Source organism: Streptomyces sp. NPDC041129, from assembly GCF_055592265.1.
Map to the genome: position 1 here is coordinate 304,649 of NZ_JBVIYV010000004.1, position 18,144 is coordinate 322,792.

At 70.8% G+C, this 18,144-nt stretch carries 14 protein-coding genes and 2 pseudogenes; 8 read left to right on the forward strand and 8 right to left on the reverse strand.

Annotated elements, in window-relative coordinates; all coding sequences use genetic code 11:
• Window positions 1-107: 107 nt before the first annotated feature.
• Entirely contained in the window at window positions 108-1,226 is a 1,119-nt protein-coding gene (serC, locus tag ACZ6B1_RS16990) for a phosphoserine transaminase (RefSeq protein WP_468779082.1), read from the forward strand.
• A 132-nt stretch (window positions 1,227-1,358) separates the two neighbouring features.
• On the opposite strand, the gene ACZ6B1_RS16995 is transcribed toward serC, so the two are convergent.
• The gene (locus ACZ6B1_RS16995; RefSeq protein ID WP_468779084.1) at window positions 1,359-2,876 is read right to left on the reverse strand and encodes a cellulase family glycosylhydrolase; all 1,518 of its coding nucleotides are present in this window, start codon (window positions 2,874-2,876) and stop codon (window positions 1,359-1,361) included.
• 137 nt (window positions 2,877-3,013) lie between these two features.
• Window positions 3,014-3,979 carry a TolB-like translocation protein gene (locus ACZ6B1_RS17000; RefSeq protein ID WP_468779085.1) on the reverse strand — a complete coding sequence of 322 codons (966 nt, stop codon included), beginning with the start codon at window positions 3,977-3,979 and terminating at the stop codon, window positions 3,014-3,016.
• Window positions 3,980-4,067: 88 nt separating this feature from the next.
• Here ACZ6B1_RS17000 and ACZ6B1_RS17005 point away from each other — a divergent pair, with 88 nt between their 5' ends.
• From ACZ6B1_RS17005 to ACZ6B1_RS17015, 3 genes and pseudogenes are all read left to right on the forward strand, one after another.
• Complete coding sequence (locus ACZ6B1_RS17005) at window positions 4,068-4,751, forward strand: GDSL-type esterase/lipase family protein (RefSeq protein ID WP_468779087.1); 684 nt, start codon at window positions 4,068-4,070, stop codon at window positions 4,749-4,751.
• A 50-nt stretch (window positions 4,752-4,801) separates the two neighbouring features.
• Window positions 4,802-5,206, forward strand: a pseudogene (locus ACZ6B1_RS17010) (Uma2 family endonuclease); the annotation flags it as partial.
• A gap of 52 nt (window positions 5,207-5,258) precedes the next feature.
• On the forward strand, window positions 5,259-6,251 hold the full coding sequence (locus tag ACZ6B1_RS17015; protein ID WP_468779089.1) for an aldo/keto reductase: 993 nt from the start codon (window positions 5,259-5,261) through the stop codon (window positions 6,249-6,251).
• A gap of 141 nt (window positions 6,252-6,392) precedes the next feature.
• On the opposite strand, the gene thpR is transcribed toward ACZ6B1_RS17015, so the two are convergent.
• Complete coding sequence (gene thpR / locus ACZ6B1_RS17020) at window positions 6,393-6,965, reverse strand: RNA 2',3'-cyclic phosphodiesterase (RefSeq protein ID WP_468779091.1); 573 nt, start codon at window positions 6,963-6,965, stop codon at window positions 6,393-6,395.
• A 77-nt stretch (window positions 6,966-7,042) separates the two neighbouring features.
• On the opposite strand from thpR, the pseudogene ACZ6B1_RS17025 reads away from it, so the two are divergent.
• A pseudogene (locus ACZ6B1_RS17025) lies at window positions 7,043-7,186 on the forward strand (Uma2 family endonuclease); the annotation flags it as partial.
• 153 nt (window positions 7,187-7,339) lie between these two features.
• Here ACZ6B1_RS17025 and ACZ6B1_RS17030 read toward each other — a convergent pair.
• Entirely contained in the window at window positions 7,340-8,677 is a 1,338-nt protein-coding gene (locus tag ACZ6B1_RS17030) for an MFS transporter (RefSeq protein WP_468779093.1), read from the reverse strand.
• A 27-nt stretch (window positions 8,678-8,704) separates the two neighbouring features.
• Window positions 8,705-9,142: a MarR family winged helix-turn-helix transcriptional regulator gene (locus ACZ6B1_RS17035; RefSeq protein ID WP_359548596.1), complete on the reverse strand. Its 438-nt coding sequence runs from the start codon at window positions 9,140-9,142 to the stop codon at window positions 8,705-8,707.
• A 155-nt stretch (window positions 9,143-9,297) separates the two neighbouring features.
• Between ACZ6B1_RS17035 and ACZ6B1_RS17040 the strand changes: the two genes are divergently transcribed.
• Window positions 9,298-9,480 (forward strand): ribbon-helix-helix protein, CopG family, encoded by a 183-nt coding sequence (locus ACZ6B1_RS17040; protein WP_199210976.1) that lies wholly within the window; start codon window positions 9,298-9,300, stop codon window positions 9,478-9,480.
• 10 nt (window positions 9,481-9,490) lie between these two features.
• On the opposite strand, the gene ACZ6B1_RS17045 is transcribed toward ACZ6B1_RS17040, so the two are convergent.
• Window positions 9,491-10,942 carry an NCS2 family permease gene (locus tag ACZ6B1_RS17045; RefSeq protein WP_468779095.1) on the reverse strand — a complete coding sequence of 484 codons (1,452 nt, stop codon included), beginning with the start codon at window positions 10,940-10,942 and terminating at the stop codon, window positions 9,491-9,493.
• Between the two features lie 149 nt (window positions 10,943-11,091).
• Here ACZ6B1_RS17045 and ACZ6B1_RS17050 point away from each other — a divergent pair, with 149 nt between their 5' ends.
• A complete protein-coding gene (locus ACZ6B1_RS17050) occupies window positions 11,092-11,361 on the forward strand; it encodes a DUF2530 domain-containing protein (protein WP_468779097.1) in 270 nt (89 codons plus the stop codon).
• A gap of 101 nt (window positions 11,362-11,462) precedes the next feature.
• Window positions 11,463-13,859, forward strand: a complete 2,397-nt coding sequence (locus ACZ6B1_RS17055; protein WP_468779099.1) for an HAD-IC family P-type ATPase — start codon at window positions 11,463-11,465, stop codon at window positions 13,857-13,859.
• 3 nt (window positions 13,860-13,862) lie between these two features.
• Here the strand turns inward: ACZ6B1_RS17055 and ACZ6B1_RS17060 are convergent, their stop codons facing one another.
• Together ACZ6B1_RS17060 and ACZ6B1_RS17065 are read right to left on the reverse strand one after the other, a co-directional pair.
• Entirely contained in the window at window positions 13,863-14,807 is a 945-nt protein-coding gene (locus ACZ6B1_RS17060) for a hypothetical protein (RefSeq protein ID WP_468779100.1), read from the reverse strand.
• A gap of 146 nt (window positions 14,808-14,953) precedes the next feature.
• Entirely contained in the window at window positions 14,954-18,082 is a 3,129-nt protein-coding gene (locus tag ACZ6B1_RS17065) for a sacsin N-terminal ATP-binding-like domain-containing protein (protein ID WP_468779102.1), read from the reverse strand.
• Window positions 18,083-18,144: the final 62 nt, after the last annotated feature.

The window sequence follows — 18,144 nt, forward strand, 5'->3', positions numbered from 1 at the left end:
CCGCACCGGTTTCGTCGTACAACCGCACAAGTCCATGAGCCGGCGGACTCGTCTCATCGGACGGACACGGTTCCGTACCGTTTCGCGTAGCGGATACCCTCCGAAGCGTGGCCGACATCCAGATCCCCGCTGACATCAAGCCCGCCGACGGACGCTTCGGCGCTGGCCCCTCCAAGGTGCGGACCGAGGCGCTGGACGCCCTCGCCGCCACTGGCACGTCCCTCCTGGGTACCTCCCACCGCCAGGCGCCCGTGAAGAACCTGGTCGGCAAGGTACGTGAGGGCATCTCCGAGCTGTTCTCCCTCCCCGAGGGCTACGAGGTGGTCCTCGGCAACGGCGGCTCGACCGCCTTCTGGGACATCGCCACCCACGGACTGATCGAGAACAAGTCCCAGCACCTCACCTTCGGCGAGTTCTCCTCGAAGTTCGCCAAGGCCGCGAAGCTCGCCCCCTGGCTGGCCGACCCCACCGTCGTCGCCGCCGACCCCGGCACCCACCCGGAGGCGCACGCCGAGGCGGGTACCGACGTGTACGCGTTCACCCACAACGAGACCTCCACCGGTGTCGCCATGCCGATCAGGCGCGTGGCCGGCGCCGACGAGGGCGCGCTCGTCCTGGTGGACGCCACCTCCGGCGCGGGCGGCCTTCCGGTCGACATCGCCGAGACGGACGTCTACTACTTCGCCCCGCAGAAGTCCTTCGCCTCCGACGGCGGCCTGTGGATCGGCGTCTTCTCCCCGGCCGCGGTCGAGCGCGCCGAGCGCGTCCACGCCTCCGGCCGGCACATCCCGGAGTTCTTCAGCCTGCCGACGGCGATCGACAACTCCCGCAAGAACCAGACGTACAACACCCCGGCCCTCGCCACCCTCTTCCTGCTGAACGAGCAGCTCGAGTGGATCAACGGCCAGGGCGGCCTGGAGTGGTCGACGGGCCGCACCAAGGACTCCTCGACCCGCCTGTACGGCTGGGCGGAGGAGTCCAAGTACGCCACCCCGTTCGTCACCGACCCGGCCAAGCGCTCGCAGGTCATCGGCACCATCGACTTCTCCGACGAGATCGACGCGGCCGCCGTCGCCAAGGTGCTGCGCGCCAACGGCATCGTGGACACCGAGCCGTACCGCAAGCTCGGCCGCAACCAGCTTCGCATCGCGATGTTCCCGGCGATCGACCCGGCGGACGTCGAGGCGCTGACGAAGTGCGTGGACTACGTGATCGAGAAGCTCTGACCCTCCGGGTACGAGCGGGAGGGCGCCCGGCGCTTGTCGCACCGGGCGCCCTCTTCTCATGCCGCCGTACGGACGGCCGCCTCAGCCGCCGTACGGGCGGCCGCTCTCATACCGCCGTACGGGCCGCATCGTTCACGTCGCGGTGCAGGTAAGCGACGGCACCGCCCCGCCGCCGGGTGCGCCGCCGAAGCCGAAGCTCGTGGAACCGGCGACCGGCACACCGCCGTTGTGAGCGGCGTTCACAGCCGTGACACCGGCCCCGCTCTGCGTGTAGCCCGCGTTCCACATGGACGTGATCTGCTGTGAACCGCTCCAGGTCCACGTCACCTTCCAGGACTTGAGGGCGGCGGTCCCGGTGTTCGTCACCGTCACCTGGGCGTTGAAGCCGCTCCCCCAGTCGCTGCTGACGGCGTAGGAGGCGCCGCAGGCGGCCGAGGTGCCACCACCGCCACCGCCACCCCCACCGTCGCCACCGCCCCCGGTGCCCGGGAACAGCGGCGCCTTCACGCTCGCCAGATACCCGTCCTTCACCGTGTCCACGGTCGACCAGTCGTCCTTCAGGATGCCGCCCGTGTCACCGGAGTTGGGGTTCCACGACCAGAACGTCCACTGAAAGGCGTCCGCGCCGTACGCCGACGTCGGCCGCAGGTAGCTCACCAGCGCGGCCAGCCACTTCTGGTCCACGGCCGACTGCAGGGTGGTGCCGAACTCGCCCACCCACACCGGCGCGATGTCCTGCTTGAAGATGTAGCCCCAGTACTTGTCCCAGATCCCGGGCATGTTGGCGGGGAACGACGGATCGCTGAACCAGCTCTGCTGGGCCACGCTGGTGGCATAGTCGTGGGCGGAGTACACGACCCGGTTCGCCACGTCGAGGCGGACCGGGTACTGCCCGACGCCCATCAGGTTGCCGCCCCACCAGCCGGACACGCCGTTGTACGTCTGCACGCCCTCGACGAAGACCAGCAGGGCGGGGTTGACGGAGAGCACCGCGTTGCCGCCCCGCTCGGCCGCGAGCCGCCAGTCGGTGGCCTGGTCGCCGCAGCCCCAGCAGGCGGGGTCGTGCGGCTCGTTGTGCAGGTCGATGCCGATGACCGTGTCCTGGCCCTTGTAACGGGCCGCCAGCGCCTTCAGGTTGGCGATCCAGGTCGACTCGGGCACGGACGCGGTGTACCAGAGGGCCGACTGGCCGCCGGCGTCGGGCCGGTGGCGGTCGAGGATGACCTTCAGGCCGTCCTGACCGGCGTAGGACACGATCCGGTCCATGACCTGCAGCGAGGTCAGGCCCTGCAGATCGGCGTTCTTGCCGCCGGAGAAGTCGATGCTCTCGGGCATCGTGCCGGACTTGAGGACGTCGTCGCTGTAAGGCAGCCGGATGGTGTTGTAGCCCAGCGACCTCATCTGGTCGATCATGCTCTTGTAGTCGCGCGACCAGAGGCCGTGCACCACGTGGTTGCCGGTCTCGAACCCGAACCAGTTGATCCCCGCGACGCGCACCGGCTGCCCGGCCGCGTCCAGGATCTGACGGCCGCTGGTGTGCCAGTAGCCGGCTCCGGGGGCGGCGGCCGCGTGCGCCTGGTGTGCGCCCGCCAGGGGCAGCAGGAGTGCCGCGGCGGCAGCACACAGCGCTCTTCGCAAGCTGCGGAACATGTGCCTTGGTTCCTCTCGGGAGGCGCGGCCCCGGAACAGAATGGGAGCGCTCCCATACACCGCGCACCTCCAGGAAACTGGGACACCATGGCCACGTCAAGATGCTCGGCGGGCCGGCTCCGCCGCGAGGGCGGCGCTCAGCCGCGCCGGCGCAGCAGCCGCAGCCCGATGAGGACGACCGCGCCCACCGCGACGACGGCGGCCCCGACCTTGAGGCGCCCGCCACTGCCACCGCCCCCGTCGGACGCCGAACCGCCGTTCCCGGAGGGGGACTTGGCGGAGTGGTCGCCCGGCGCGTCCTGCGCCTGGACCGAGCTGCCGGCGCCCTCGCTGCCGTACATCAGCCTGGTCCCGTCGGTGGAGTACGTCAGGGACTCGCCCTGCCCCTGCAGGGGCACGTCGAGCCGGCCCTCCCGCTTGATCCGGCCGCCGTTCCAGTCGTAGTAGATCCCGCCGAAGTACCCGCGCACCGCCAGTTGCCGGCCGTCCGGGGAGAAGGCGGCGTCGGTGGCCCACAGGTCGACCGGGGCGACGGGCCGGAAGACGTTCGCCCCGGCGGTGGAGAGCGTCGCGGGCCCCTCGAACAGGTGCCCGCCGTCCTCCTTCTTGTCGATGATGTACACGCGCCCGGTCTTCGGGTGGACCAGCAGCGACTCGGCGTCGCGCGGCCCGTCGGAGTACTTCACCACGTACTGCTTGGCCGTGACCGTCTGGTCCTTCAGCACCTTCGGCTCGGGCAGCCGGTAGATCCACACGTACGGCCATCTGCCGTCGAAGTTGTCCCCGATGTCGCCGACGTAGATCTCGTTGTGCGGGCCGATGGAGATGGACTCCACATCACGCGGGGAGCCGATACCGCGCAGGGTCACGGTCGCGACGGTGTTTCCGGTCGCGCTGTCCACGGCGTAGATGTACGGACCGTCGTCGCTGTCGTTGTGCGTCCAGTAGATGCCGGGGTGCAGCCGGGAGGCGGCCAGGCCGCTTGACTCGGTGATCCTCGGGTCCTTGATGGTGAAACCCCGATCACCGTCGGCGGCATGGGCGGGCAGCGCGCAGGCACCCGCGAGCAGGGCCCCGGCAAGCAGGGCGAACGGTCGACGCATGCCCCAAGCCTGCCATTCGCCCCATGGGTCCGGTGGACGTGTCGGGCCTCACATCCCACCGGCCACGGTGATCGTCCATCATGAGCGGGTGCTCAGGTTCATGCCCGTGGGGGACTCGATGACGATCGGGAGCGCGGGCGAACACACGTGGCGCTACCGTCTGTGGCAGCATCTGCGCGATTCGCACGACGGTCCGTTCACCTTCGTGGGCCCGCGCGAGGAGCTGTACGACAAGGCGGCCGAGGCGCCGGTGTCGTGCGCGTACGCGGAACCGGACTTCCCCCGGGCCCATCTGGCCGGCTGGGGCGAGGGCTGGCTGCACATGGCGCCGCTGATAGGCGAGGCGGTGCGCGAGCACCGGGCCGACGTGCTGCTGGTCTCCCTGGGCCTGATCGACCTCGGCTTCTACACCAACGCCCAGCAGACGGCTCAGAACGTACGGGCGTTCGTCACCGGCGCCCGCGAGGCCCGGCCGGGGGTCCGCACGGTGATGCTGCCGGTGATCCCGAACATCCGCGCCCGGGCGGACGAGGTCTTCGCGTCGCAGGTCGACCAGTTCAACGAGCTGCTCGCCAAGACGGTGGCCGATCTGGACGAGCCCCGCTCCCCGCTGCTGCTGGCGTCGCCGCCCGAGGCGTACGACATCCACGCGGACACCTACGACGGGACGCACCCCAACGCGAGCGGCGAGCACCGGATCGCGGAGGCGTTCGCCGCCGCGATGTGGGAGGGCTGGGGAATCGGACAGGCGTACGCGGCTGGAACGGGTTGACCTGATTCCGTCGCTTCCCCGTCACCGTGCGTATCGTTGAAGCGCGCGTGGCTCTTGATGACAGGTTCGGGAGGGACGTCAAGGTGTTCTCGGACGTCCGGATCGACTTCCCGGGCCACGAGAACGGCTTCTGCCCGGACGTCGCCCTGCTCAAGGACTCGGCGAAGCCGGACGACACGGGCCACTGGCTGTACCAGGACGTGGAGTTCGTCGCCGAGGTCGTCTCCCAAGGCACCGCCGCCAACGACTACGGCCCCAAGAGAACCGCCTACGCGACCGCCGAAGTCCCGGTCTACGTCATCGCCGACCCCTACCTGGGGCGTTGCCTCGTCCACACCGACCCCAAGGACGGCGACTACGCCCAGCCCACGCAAGTGGACTTCGGCACCGACATCGACCTGACCGGCACGGTGGTCGACCTCGTCGTGAAGACGGACGCCTTCCCACGCGACTAGCCGGCCGGCCGCCCTTGCTTCGAGCGCACTCCAGGCCGTTGGCTAGGACACCATGAAGTACACGCAGCTAGGACGCACGGGACTCAAGGTCAGCCGACTCGTCCTCGGCACCATGAACTTCGGCCCGCAGACCGACGAGGCGGACAGCCACGCCATCATGGACGCGGCGCTTGACGCGGGCATCAACTTCTTCGACACGGCCAACGTCTACGGCTGGGGCGAGAACAAGGGCCGTACGGAATCGATCATCGGCAACTGGTTCGCCAAGGGCGGCGAGCGCCGGGACAAGGTCGTTCTCGCCACCAAGGTGTACGGCAACATGGGCGCCGAAGGCGACGCCTGGCCCAACCACGACAAGCTCTCCGCGGTCAACATCCGCCGCGCGGTGGACGCCAGCCTGAAGCGGCTGCGGACCGACTACATCGACCTCTACCAGTTCCACCACGTCGACCGGAACACTCCCTTCGAGGAGATCTGGCAGGCGATCGACGTGCTGGTCCAGCAGGGCAAGATCCTCTACGCCGGCTCCTCCAACTTCCCCGGCTACAAGATCGCCCAGGCCAACGAGATCGCCGCCCGGCGCGGCGGCACCATCGGCCTTGTCAGCGAGCAATGCCTGTACAACCTCGCCGAGCGCCGCGCCGAGATGGAGGTCATTCCGGCCGCGCAGGAGTACGGCCTCGGGGTCATCCCCTGGTCGCCGCTGCACGGCGGTCTGCTGGGCGGGGTCATCAAGAAGGAGGTGCAGGGCGGGCGCCGTGCCTCCGGGCGGGCCGCCGACACCCTCGCCGACCCCACCGCCCGCGCGCAGATCCAGTCCTACGAGGACCTGCTCGACAAGCACGGCCTCGAGCCCGGCGAGGCCGCCCTGGCCTGGCTGCTGACCCGGCCCGGCGTCACCGGCCCGATCGTCGGACCGCGCACCGCCGAGCAGCTCGATTCCGCGATCAGGGCCGTGGAGCTGGAGCTGAGCGAGGAGCTGCTGACCGGCCTCGACGAGGTCTTCCCGGGCCCGGGCCCCTCACCGGAGGCCTTCGCCTGGTGAGCGACGCCCGCCGCTGATCGCCTCCGCGGCCGCGCCCAGGCCTCACCTGCCGAGCGCGGCCGCCAGGGCGACGACGGCGAACATCAGCACGAGCACAAAGGCCATGATCCGGTTACGGGTCTTCGGGTCCACGTACCGAGGTTAACCGGCCGCGCCGAGTGCCCAGCGGGCGACCGGCTCGTAGCGGGGCTGCTCGCCGGCCACGCCGGACTTCGGCAGGTCGCTGCGAACGAGGACCAGCTCGTCCACCGTCCAGGTACGGCTGCCGAAGTCGTGCAGCGCCGTCACGTACGGCCGTACGTCCACCGCCGCCCGGCTGCGGGCCACCGTCAGGTGCGCCTGGTAGCGGCGGTGCTCCCCCATCTCGATGCCGCTCCTGCGGGCCGCCGCCTCCGCGCGCCCGGCCAGCAGTCCCAGGGCGCGCAGATCGCCGTCGGCGCCCGCCCACAGCGCCTTCCCACGCCCGAACTGGCCGCCGCCGCGCAGCGCCAGCGGAAAGGCCGGCGTACGGCCCGCCGCGCGCTCCAGGCGGTCCCGCAGCTCCGGTACCAGCTCCTCGCCGACCTCGCCGTAGAAGGCGAGCGTGAAGTGCCAGCCGGGGCGCCCGGTCCAGCGCAGCCCGTCGGCGCCGGGCAGCGCCCGCAGCGCGACCACCTCTTGGGCGAGCGCGTCGGCGACGTCGTCCGGGGGCAGCAGGGCGGCGAAGAGTCTCATGCCGTCAGTCTCCCGCGCACGCCCCGGCGTGTCCGGATGACCGTGCGTATCGTTGTACCGCGCGGCTGCGTTCGCTCGTGGGGCGGCCGGGGAGGAGCGCCACGATGACCGTCCTCGAAGACAGGATCGCGCTGGCCGAGAGCGACAACACGATCACGCTCGACGAGATGTTCGCGCGGCTCGAGAAGATGCCCGTCCCCGAGGGATACAAGGTCGAGATGAGTGCCATGTCTTCACCCACCCCAGGGACGGCAGGTACGCCCTCGAGGTGAAGGCCGACTTCGGGGAGGAGCTGGACCTCACGGGGACCCTCCTCGGTCTCGTCCTCAAGACCGGCGAGTTCCCCCGCGACTGAATCCCGCTCCTCCCGCCCGTCAGGCCGCAGGGGCCAGTTGCTCCTTGGGGACGAAGCGGACCTGGGGGTGGCCGCGGTGCCAGCCGACCGAGAGGCGCAGGCCGCCGATGCGGGCCAGGATCAGGCCGATGGTGGCGGCGGCCACGGCCGAGATCACTCCGCCGAGGGCGAAGCCGACCCGGGCGCCGTAGGTGTCGGTGATCCAGCCGACGACTGGTGCGCCCAGCGGCGTACCGCCCATGAAGACCATCATGAACAGGGCCATCACCCGCCCGCGCATGGCCGGGTCGGTGGCCATCTGGACCGCCGTGTTCGCCGTGACGTTGACCGTCAGGCCGAAGACCCCGATCGGGACCATGAGCAGTGCGAACAGCCAGTAGGACGGGGCCAGGGCGGCCACCGTCTCCAGCGTGCCGAAGGCCAGCGCGGCGGCGATCAGCAGCCGCAGCCGGGCCGTGCCGCGGCGGGCGGCCAGCAGGGCGCCGCCGAGGGAGCCGACTGCCATCAGGGTGTTGAAGAGGCTGTAGGCACCGGCGCCGGAGTGGAAGACGTCGTCGGCGTAGGCCGAGAGCCACACCGGGAAGTTGAAGCCGAAGGTGCCGATGAAGCCGACGAGGACGATCGGCCAGATGAGCTCAGGGCGCCCGGCGACGTAGCGCAGGCCCTCCCGGAGCTGGCCCTTGCCGCGCGGCGCGCGCTCGACGACGTGCAGCTCGCGGGAGCGCATCAGCAGCAGTCCGGCGATGGGCGCGGCGAAGGACAGGCCGTTGGCGAGGAACGCCCAGCCGGTACCCACGCCGGTGATCATGAGACCGGCGACGGCGGGGCCGACGAGCCGGGCCGACTGGAAGTTCGCGGAGTTCAGGCTGACCGCGTTCTGGAGCTGGCCGGGGCCGACCATCTCGGAGACGAAGGACTGCCGGGCCGGGTTGTCGACCACCGTGGCGAGTCCGACGGCGAAGGCGGCGACGTAGACGTGCCAGACCCGGACGTGACCGGAGAGGGTCAGGAAGGCGAGCGCGAGGCCGGTCATGGCCATGGCCGTCTGGGTGACCAGGAGGGTGGGCCGCTTGGGCAGCCGGTCGACCAGGACGCCGCCGTACAGACCGAACAGCAGCATCGGCAGGAATTGCAGGGCCGTGGTGATACCGACGGCCGCGGAGGAACCGGTGAGGCCGAGCACCAGCCAGTCCTGGGCGATGCGCTGCATCCAGGTGCCCGTGTTGGAGACGACCTGGCCGGCGAAGAACAGCCGGTAGTTCCGGACTTTCAGCGAGCTGAACATCGAGGACTTGCGGGCGGTGGGGGTAGTAGTGGTCGGTGCGGGGGCGGAAGCTGCTCCGGATCCCGTACTCAAACGAGTTCGCCTCCTTGAGTGGCTTGCTTACAGATGCGCGAGCTTCTCCAGCACCGGGGCGGCGGCACGGAGTTTGGCCCACTCGTCCTCGTCGAGGGCGTCGACCAGGCCGGCCAGGAACGCGTTGCGCTTGCGGCGGCTCTCCTCGAGCATCGCCTCGGCCTGCTCGGTCCTGGTGACGACCTTCTGGCGACGGTCCTCGGGGTGCGGTTCGAGCCGGACCAGTCCCTTGGCCTCCAGCAGCGCGACGATGCGGGTCATCGACGGCGGCTGCACGTGCTCCTTGCGGGCGAGTTCGCCCGGGGTGGCGGTGCCGCAACGGGAGAGGGTGCCCAGCACCGACATCTCGGTGGGGCTCAGCGACTCGTCGACCCGCTGGTGCTTGAGCCGACGGGACAGCCGCATCACGGCGGAGCGCAGGGAGTTCACGGCGGCGGCGTCGTCGCCATGGTTGAGGTCCGGCATGGTCATTAGCGTAACTCATTACTCTCGCTAAGGACCACCCGAGAGAGAAGCGCGGGCCCGTGACGCCCGCCACTCGCCCCATTGATCACCCATAAGAGTGAGACGATTCCGGAAAGTGACGCATGGGATGGCTTGATGTGGCGACCCTCGTACCCATGGGGACCACTGTGCTCAGCCTGCGGATAGACGGGGAGCTGCTCGAACGGCTCCGGCATCACGCGGCGAGAAGAGGAATGAGCGTGCAGGACTATGTGGTCCGCACGCTCATTCGGGACGACTTCGACGAACGGTTCCAGACCGCCGTCGAGGAGACGGAGAAGTTCTACGGCGTCACCTGACGCCCGTGCCTCAGGTGAGACCCAGAGCCGGCATCAGGTAGTAGAAGGCGAACACCGCGGCGACGACGTACATCGCGACCGGGATCTCGCGGGACCGTCCGGCGGCCAGACGCAGCACCACGAAGGTGATGAAGCCCATGCCGATGCCGTTGGTGATCGAGTAGGTGAACGGCATCATCATCATGGTCACGAAGGCCGGGATGGCGATGGTGTAGTCCGCCCAGTCGATCTCCTTGACGGAGTTCGAGAGGATCAGGAAGCCCACCGCGACCAGGGCCGGCGTGGCCGCCTGGGACGGGACCATGGTGGCGACCGGGGTGAGGAAGAGGGCCACCGCGAAAAGGGCGCCCGTGACGACGTTCGCGAAACCCGTGCGCGCGCCCTCGCCGACACCGGCCGTGGACTCCACGAACGCGGTGGTGGCCGAGGAGGAGCTGGCGCCGCCCGCCGCGACCGCGATGCCGTCGACGAAGAGGACCTTGTTGATGCCCGGCATGTAGCCCTGGGCGTCGGTCAGCTTGGCCTCGTCACCGATGCCCATGATCGTGCCCATCGCGTCGAAGAAGCACGACAGCAGGACCGTGAAGACGAAGAGGATGCCGGTCAGCACGCCGACCTTGGAGAAGCCGCCGAAGAGGCTGAACTGCCCGATCAGGCCGAAGTCGGGGGTGGCCACCGGGTTGCCGGGCCACTTCGGGACCGTCAGGCCCCAGGTGGTGACGTGGGCGACCGAGTTGATGATCAGCGCGAGGACCGTCATGCCGACGATGGAGATCAGGATCGCGCCCGGCACCTTGCGGACGATCAGCGCGAAGGTGAGCAGCGCGCCCAGGATGAAGATCAGCACCGGCCAGCCGTCGAGGTGACCGCCGACGCCGAGCTGGAGCGGGACGGTGGTCTGCGCGGCGTCCGGGATGCGGGTGACGAAACCGGCGTCGACCAGGCCGATCAGCATGATGAACAGGCCGATACCGATCGAGATCGCCTTGCGCAGACCGAACGGCACGGCGTTCATCACACGCTCGCGCAGCCCGGTGGCGACCAGCAGCATGACCACGAAGCCGGCCAGCACGACCATGCCCATGGCGTCCGGCCAGGACATCCGGGGGGCGAGCTGGAGCGCGACGACGGAGTTCACACCGAGACCGGCGGCGAGCGCGATCGGCACGTTGCCGATGACGCCCATCAGCAGCGTGGTGAACGCGGCCGTCAGCGCGGTCGCGGTCACCAGCTGGCCGTTGTCCAGATGGTGCCCGTACATGTCCTTCGCGCTGCCCAGAATGATCGGGTTCAGCACGATGATGTACGCCATCGCGAAGAAGGTGGCGAGACCGCCCCGGATCTCGCGGCCGAGCGTGCTGCCGCGCTCGGAGATCCGGAAGTAGCGGTCGAGAGCGCCGTAGGCGGGAGTGCCGCCCGGCTGCTCGGGGGCGGGGACCTTGGCAGGTGCCGAGGTGGACATGAGGACCTCATCACCAGCGGGGTTCCCCCGAGCCCCGTTGGAGTTTCATACGAACAGAAGCGGCCAAAGACAAACGGTTTCAGTATGAACGTATGAGAGGTAAAGCGCCATCTCCGCGCGTAGATCTGATCGCCTCGTAAGCTGTCCCCATGACGAAGTGGACCCCGAAGCACGAGGCGCCGGAGCCCCTGGAGGGGCCCGTGGTCGCCACCATCACCGGCGGCACGATCGTGTGGTTCGTCCTCTTCCTGGTCCAGCTCCCCTTCTACGGCTGGTTCGACGACCACGGCCACCTGTGGTGGCTGTGGACCTGCCTGGCCGGCGGCGGTCTCGGCCTGATCGGCATCTGGTACGTCCGCAGGCGGGACGCGGCTATCAAGCGGGACGCGGCGCTGAAGGCGGCCACCGCGAGCAGGTAGCGGCCGGGCTCTCCAACCAGCGCAGGACGTCCCTCCTCCCCAGGTCGGATCTCCCCCCGCTCGGCAGGTGGAGCCGCAGATCCGCACGTACCGTCGAATGCATGACGCACATCGACGCGGGGGCCGAACTCGACCCGGTGCACCCGGTGGCTCTGCCGGGGACCCGGTCGTCGGGTCTGACCCGGGCCGAGGTCGCCGAACGCGTCGCACGGGGGGACGTCAACGACGTCCCGCTGCGCAGCAGCCGCTCGATGGGCGAGATCGTCCGCGCGAACGTCTTCACCCGGTTCAACGCGATCATCGGTGTGTTGTGGCTGGTCATGCTGTTCGTCGCGCCGATCCAGGACAGCCTCTTCGGCTTCGTGATCCTCGCCAACACCGGCATCGGGATCGTGCAGGAGTGGCGGGCCAAGCAGACCCTGGACTCGCTCGCCGTGATCGGCGAGGCCCGGCCCACCGTCCGCCGCGACGGAGCCGCCGTCGAAGTGGCCACGAACGAGATCGTCCTCGACGACCTGGTGGAGGCGGCCCCAGGCGACAAGATCGTCGTGGACGGGGTGTGCGCGGAGGCCGACGGCCTCGAGATCGACGAGTCGCTGCTCACCGGTGAGGCCGACCCGGTGCTCAAACGGCCCGGCGACCAGGTCATGTCCGGCAGCTTCGTCGTGGCCGGCGGTGGCGCGTTCCGGGCGACCAAGGTGGGCCGGGAGGCGTATGCCGCACAGCTCGCCGAGGAGGCGTCCCGGTTCACGCTCGTCCACTCCGAGCTGCGCTCCGGCATCTCCACGATCCTGAAGTACGTGACCTGGATGATGGTCCCGGCCGCGCTCGGCCTGGTCGTCACCCAGTTGGTGGTGAAGAACGACGACCTCAAGGACGCGGTCGCCCGCACGGTCGGCGGCATCGTCCCGATGGTTCCGGAGGGGCTGGTGCTGCTCACCTCCGTGGCCTTCGCCATCGGGGTCATCCGGCTCGGGCGCAAGCAGTGCCTGGTGCAGGAGCTGCCCGCCATCGAGGGCCTCGCCCGCGTGGACACCGTCTGCCTGGACAAGACCGGCACGCTGACCGAGGGCGGCATGGACGTCACCGAGCTGCGGGCCCTGAACGGGGCCGACGTGCCGTATGTGCGCAAGGTGCTCGGCGCCCTCGGTGAGTCCGACCCGCACCCCAACGCCTCCCTCCAGGCGATCATCGACGCCTATCCGGACAGCGAGGAGTGGCGCTGCGTCGAGTCGCTGCCCTTCTCCTCCGCCCGCAAGTACAGCGGCGCCGCGTTCAGCGAGGGCGACGGCGAGGCCAGCACCTGGCTGCTGGGCGCCCCCGACGTACTGCTCCCCCAGGACGACCCCGCCCTGTCCGAGACCGAGCGCCTGAACGAGCAGGGGCTGCGGGTCCTGCTGCTGGCCCGCGCCACCCGCGACCTGGACGACCCCGAGCCGGCCCACGGCGCCCACCCGACCGCGCTGGTCGTGCTGGAGCAGCGGCTGCGCCCCGATGCCGGTGACACCCTGCGCTACTTCGCCGACCAGCGGGTCCACGCGAAGGTCGTCTCCGGTGACAACGCGGTCTCCGTCGGCGCGGTCGCGGCCAAGCTGGGGCTTTCCGGTACGGCGGTGGACGCGCGCCGGCTGCCCGCCGACGCGCGGGGCATGGCGAAGGCGCTGGACGAGGGGACCGTCTTCGGCCGGGTCACCCCGCGGCAGAAGCGGGACATGGTCGGCGCGCTGCAGTCGGGCGGGCACACGGTCGCGATGACCGGGGACGGCGTCAACGACGTGCTGGCCCTGAAGGACGCGGACATCGGCGTCTCCATGGGCTCGGGCTCGGAGGCGACCCGGGCGGTGGCGCAGATCGTGCTGCTGGACAACAGCTTCGCCACACTGCCCTCGGTGGTCGCCGAGGGCCGCCGGGTGATCGGCAACATCACGCGCGTGGCGACGCTGTTCCTGGTCAAGACGGTGTACTCGGTGCTGCTGGCGCTGCTGGTGGTGTGCTGGCAGGTGGAGTACCCGTTCCTGCCGCGTCACCTGACCCTGCTGTCCACCCTCACCATCGGCGTGCCGGCCTTCTTCCTGGCCCTGGCCCCCAACAGGGAGCGGGCCCATCCCCACTTCGTCCACAGGGTCATGCGGTACGCGGTGCCCGGCGGGGTGGTGGCGGGAGCGGCGACCTTCGCGACGTACCTGCTGGCCCGGCACTACTACAGCGGCCCGGGCTCCCTGGAGGCGGAGACCAGCGCGGCCACGCTGACGCTGTTCCTGATCTCCATGTGGGTCCTGGCGATCATCGCCCGCCCGTACACCTGGTGGCGGATCGCCCTGGTGGCCGCGATGGGCGCGGCCTTCCTGCTGGTCCTCGTCGTACCGGCCCTGCAGGACTTCTTCGCCCTCAAACTGGTGGGCGTCACCATGCCGTGGACGGCGGTGGCCGTCGCGGCGGTGGCGGCGGCCGCCCTGGAACTCCTGTGGAGATGGGTCGGCCGCCGCTTTCCGGCTTGAGGCTTACCTCACGTCGACGTAGTCACCCGCGGCGTTGACCGCCGGGGTGGTCGAGGTGCCCGCGAACGAGAAGCGGTAGTAACCGTCGGCCGTGGCCGTGGTCGTGGTCTTCAGGTTGCCGGTGGAGTTGGTGGTGATGGTCTTCAGCGTGGTGTAGGTGCTGGAGCTCTTCTTGCGGTACTGCAGCTTCACCGACTGGCCGGTGTAGCCGTGGTACGCGTGGTCCTCCCAGTTGGCGCGGGAGAGCTTGCCGGTGACCGTGATGGTCTTGCCCTTGGTGACCGGCTCCGGGGAGGCGTTCACGGTGAGCTTGGAGTAGCGCTGGAGCTTGGTGGTGCCGAGGCCGTCCTGGGCCACGAAGCCGACCTTGCTGGGGTCGAAGTCGTCGGCGCTCGGGTCCTGGCCGTTGAAGGCGTAGGCGTAGCCCTCGGCCTTCCAGGTGGTGGCGTCGGCGTTGATCAGCCCGAAGTCCGGGTCCTGCGGGTAGATGTCGATGGTCCCCTTGCAGGAGGCCACGGTCGCCGACGTGTCGGTGCAGGTCGGCCAGTCGTCGCCGACCTGGAAGCGGGCGTTCGGGTCGTTGAACGATCCGCGGTAGATGTCCACGTCCATGAAGAAGTCATCGGCGTGGATGTCGACGTCCGCGCCGTGCGTGACCGTGTAGGTGACCGGCACGGAGACGCGGTTGGTGGTGCCGACGACGATCGGCTTGCCGTTGTTGATCTTCACGCCGGAGAAGCTGAGGTCCAGAGTGTAGGGCTCGTCGGTGGCCGCGGCGGAGGAGCTGAACGCCGACTTGCCGGAGGAGGCGTGGAGCGCGCGAGCGTCCTTCACCAGGTCGGCGGGGCTGTAGGACGAGGAGTTGTCGGCGGCCTGCGCGGCCGGCACGACGAAGGCGGAGAGGGCCAGGGCGCCGGTGACGGCGGCCACGGTGGCACGTATGCGCATGCGTTCCCCTGTGTGGAGAGGGTGGGCACAGAAGTGCCCAAATGATCGTGGAGTCAGTCGACTCGTTGATCAGACTCGCCACCCAGGGGAACGGTTGTAGGAAAGTTGAAGGTTTTGCGAGTGACTTACGAAACCAGCGCCGAACCTCAGTCGAACCAGCGGTCCCGGGCCAGCTCCCGCGTCCTGGACGGGTCCTCCAGCAGGGCCGCCACCTCGAAGCGGCGGGGCCACTGGTCGGCCGCCCAGGCGAGGCCGGCCGCCACCCCCTCCAGGGTGGCCGCGTGCAGCGTGCCGTCGTCGGTGAGGCGCCAGTCGATCTCGACGCCGTCCACGACCAGTTCCTCGTGCTCCACATAGGTGCCGGGCGTGCGCGGCCCGAGCAACACCCGCACCGCGTCCGGTACGTCGTGCTCGGTGCCCTCGGAGTCCACCGACCCGGTGAGGGACTCGCTCAGCCGCCGCACCTGGAACAGCTCGGCCAGTTCGGCGGCCCGGGCCGGGCGGACCGGCAGCAGCGGGACCCCGGAGGTGAAGGGGAGCAGGTCCGGGGAGTCCACGACCACCGCGTCGGCCGCGTCCACCACCTCGACCCGGCCGTCCACGACCGCCCGCAGCTCTTCCGGCAGGGTCACCTGCTCCGGGTCCAGCTCGGCCAGCGCGCCGTAGAGGCCGTGCAGTTGCGTCGGGCTCACGGGCCGCTCGGGGTCGGACAGCCGGTCCAGCAGTTCGGCCGCGCCGCCGGGCTCGTCGAGCAGGGCGGCGACGGAGGTCCGTACGCCCAGCGCGCGCAGCACCTGCTCGTCCTCGAAGCCGGTCGCGTCGGCCTCGTCGTACAGGCCGTGCAGGAGCGGGTCGCCGCCGGCCGCGAGCAGGCCCGCCGGGCGGCGGCCGTCGAGCACCGGGTGCCCGCGCAGCCACCACGCGGTGTACGGGCGTACGACCTCGTGGGTGCCGTCGGGCAGCAGGACGCGCACCGGCTGGGTGAGGGCGTCGCGCAGCGGCGGCTGGGCGAGCAGCGCGAGCGCCTGCGGCCACTTGTCGTCGTCCACCAGGTCGAGGTCGCGGACGGCGACCAGTTCGGTGGCGACCGGCGGCACGGGCGTGTCCGGGAAGCGGTCGAGGATGTCCTCGCTCCACACGTCCACGGCGTCCAGCAGGCCCGCGTCGTCGGGCTCGGCGAAGTCGCCCTCCCGGGGCTCCAGTTCGTCCGGGTCGAGGACGACGTCCGTGGCGCGGACGAGCGCGAAGTTGGCGAGCACCCCGCAGGCGGTGAGCGGCTGCTCGCCCCACTTGCCGGCCAGGTCATGGTCGACGGCGGCCAGCTCGTCCTCCCGGATCACCTGGGCGAACGGGCTGCCGGGCAGGACCAGTTCGCCGGCCGGGGCGAGTTCGCCGTCCTCGTCGGGCAGCGCGAGCGCGCCCAGCCAGGGTTCGTCACCGGGTTCGAGGGCGGCGTCGCGGACGAGCGCGAGGACGGTGTCGGCCAGTTCCTCCGCGTCCGGAGCGTCCTCCTCCCACAGCGCCCCGCCCTCGTCGTCCAGCGAGGCCGCCACCGCGGCCCGCACCTGCGGGGTGGTGAGCACCGCGCGCGAGGTCGCGGGCAGCGCGCCCAGCTTCTCCAGCAGCGGGTGGACGGCGTCCTCGTGGGCGACCTTCAGCCCGAGCCGGCCGAGCACGTCCGGGTCCAGGCCGGCGGCGTCGGGGCTGGGCAGCAGCACCTGCCGGGGGCCGATGGTGGTACGGCCGTCGGCGAGCGGCACCGGCAGCCCGGAGAGCCGGTCGGGGTCGACCCCGGCCAGGCTGTCGTAGAGCCGCCACCACCAGTCGGGGTCCTTCTCCAGACCGGCGAGCCGGTCGACGGCGTCGGCGAGGGGCAGCCGGGCAACCCCGAGGGTGCGCAGCTCCACGCTGCGCTCGAGCCCGGCGGGCAGCAGGGTGGGCAGCACCTCGGCGAGGACCCGCACGGTGTCCGCGCCCGCGCCCTCCACGATCTCGGCGTCCCTGGGCCGCAGCGCCTCGGGGAGGTCGTCGTCCTCCTTGTGGCCGGCGGCCGGGGGCAGGAAGGCGGTACGCGGCAGCCGCTCCAGGATCGCCTGGCGCAGCGCGCCGTCCAGCTCGCCCCTGCCCAGCGGCCCCGGCACCAGGTCGATGACGCCGTCGGTCACCGGGCGCCACTCGGCGAGCAGTTCGGCGTACGCGTCCGCCGCCCGCTGCACCAGGAAATCGGTCAGCGGGCCGGGCGCCGCGTGCCGGCGGGTGGTGTCCAGCGGGAAGGACGCGATGAGCAGCGCGGGGACGCCGAGGGGCTCGTCGCTGGGGGTCGGGGCGTGCACGACCGCCGCCGTGCGCGGACGCGCGGGGCTGCCCTGCTCGTCCGCCGGTACGGCCCAGGTCACCGACCAGTGCGGGCGCAGGCGTTCCTCCACCGGCCGGTCGGCGAGCAGTTCGGCGGTGAGCGGGCCGTGCGAGGCGACGGTGCGCCAGCGGGTGACACCGTCCCGTGAGTCCTCCACGACGGTGACGGCGTCCTCGGTACGGCGGCGCAGGGTGCGCGGCGCCTCGCCGTCGACCTCGACCACGACCTCCTCCAGCCCGGGCAGGGCGAGGAGCAGCGCGTCGTCCACGGCGTCGAGGAGACGCTCGGCGAGGTCGGCGGCGGCCGTGTCGCGCAGAGGAAGGATGACGGCGGTGTCGTACGGGTCCGGGGCGGAGCCCTCGGCGGCGAACGGGAGCCGCAGCAGCGGCACGTGCCCGTCCCGGCGGCGGACCTCGTCACCGAGGCCGGGGCTGTGCCGGGCGGTGTCGGCGGCCAGCGCCCGTGCCTCGGCCAGCGACCAGCGGACCCCGCCGTGCCGGCCGACGATCGCCGGCTCGTCGGTGACGGACACCACGGCGGCGAAGCCCACGCCGAACCGGCCGACGGCGCCGTGGGTCTCATCGGCGTTCCGCTTGGCGGAGGCGCGCAGGGTGGACAGCGACTCGACGCCGGTCGCGTCCAGACCGGCGCCGGTGTTCGCGGCGACCAGGACACCGTCGCGGAGAGTGAGACGCAGCCGCCCCGGCACCTTCGCCCGGGCGGCGGCGTCGGCGGCGTTCTGGGCCAGCTCGATGACGAGCCGGTCCCGGTAGCCGCCGAGGACCAGGTCCTCCTCGGCGTTGGCGTCCTCGCGGAACCGGGCGGGGCTGGTGGCCCAGGCGTCGAGGACACCGCGGCGAAGACGGGCGGTGCCGAAGGGGTCGGCGCCCTCGGTCGCCGGCCGCACGTATTTGCTCACGTTCACTCTCCTCGTCTGCCTGAGGACGAAGGTACAGCCCCGTGAGCGGGTGGCCGTCCGGC